The 515-nt window shown below is 43.9% G+C and carries 2 rRNA genes; both read left to right on the top strand.

Annotated elements, in window-relative coordinates:
- Nucleotides 1–68, top strand: a 16S ribosomal RNA gene (locus MMB75_RS26110); the annotation flags it as partial.
- A 349-nt stretch (nucleotides 69–417) separates the two neighbouring features.
- Nucleotides 418–515 (top strand): 23S ribosomal RNA (locus tag MMB75_RS26115); the annotation flags it as partial.

The following is a 515-nucleotide window of genomic DNA, read 5'->3' on the forward strand; positions in this document are numbered from 1 at the left end:
GGTAGATGATTGGGGTGAAGTCGTAACAAGGTAGCCGTATCGGAAGGTGCGGCTGGATCACCTCCTTTCTATGGAGAATCGTTTCCTGCGATGGAAACATTCAAATTAGCAGGTACAGCGTACCTGCGACCGGATATTTGATTCGGTTCATCACAATATGTGTGAATGAAATGAATATCCTGAACTTACTCACTCGTTGCTCAGTTTTGAGAGTTCAAACTCTCAAGCTTCGACAAATGTTTCATTCACACATCCGTGTAGAATCGAAATATTCATCGGGTTTCGCTTCGATGAAACGAATTGCACCTTGAAAACTGGATACCGAAACGAAATTGCGTTTTAGAATATTCCTTTAAGCTGATCTTGTGTAAACAAGTGAAATAAAGGTAGCAAATCGTATTTACGATGTAAATACTAGGTTAAGCTACAAAGAGCACACGGAGGATGCCTAGGCGCCAGGAGCCGACGAAGGACGTGGCGAACAACGATAAGGCCTCGGGGAGCTGTAAGCAAGC

This window comes from Paenibacillus sp. P2(2022) (genome assembly GCF_029522175.1).
Lineage (GTDB): Bacteria > Bacillota > Bacilli > Paenibacillales > Paenibacillaceae > Paenibacillus > Paenibacillus polymyxa.